Here is a 564-nt window from a genome sequence, read left to right as displayed (position 1 = left end):
TCTCGACGCGCTGGGCGGCGCCCGGCTGGCCGGGMTCGCGGTGTCCGAGACGAATCTTTTTTGAAGGCCACCCGATGAGCGACAGCAACGCCGCGAAGCCCGGAATCCTCGACGGCGTTCGCGTCCTCGACTTCACCGCCATGATGTCGGGGCCCTACTGCACCCGGCTCATGGCCGACCTCGGCGCCGAGGTCATCAAGGTCGAGCCGCCGGAGGGCGACTACATCCGCCTGCGGGCGCCGCAGCGCGAAGGCCGAAGCACCTATTTCGCGCAGCTCAACGCCGGCAAGAAGAGCCTGGCGCTCGACCTCAAGAAGCCCGAGGCGATCGCGCTGATCCGCGAGATGGTGGCGAAGAGCGACGTGGTGGTCGAGAACTACCGGCCCGGCGTGATGAAACGGCTGGGCCTGGACTACGCATCGCTCTCGGCCCTGAACCCGAAGCTGGTGTATTGCTCCATCTCCGGTTTCGGCCAGGACGGGGCGTGGGCCGGCCGCAGCGCCTACGCGCCGGTGCTGCACGCGGCGAGCGGCTACGACATGGCCAATCTCGACTACCAGGAAG

Annotated in this window: 1 protein-coding gene; it reads left to right on the top strand. The window is 67.9% G+C overall.

The annotated features are described in order from the left end of the window. Positions 1-74 precede the first annotated feature (74 nt). Positions 75-564 (top strand): CaiB/BaiF CoA transferase family protein (locus AC1DTN_RS38775; RefSeq protein ID WP_477925535.1); only part of this gene is annotated, 490 nt, incomplete at its 3' end.

This window comes from Rhizobium sp. 01T444, from assembly GCF_056398305.1.
This window is presented reverse-complemented; position numbering and strand designations above follow the sequence as displayed.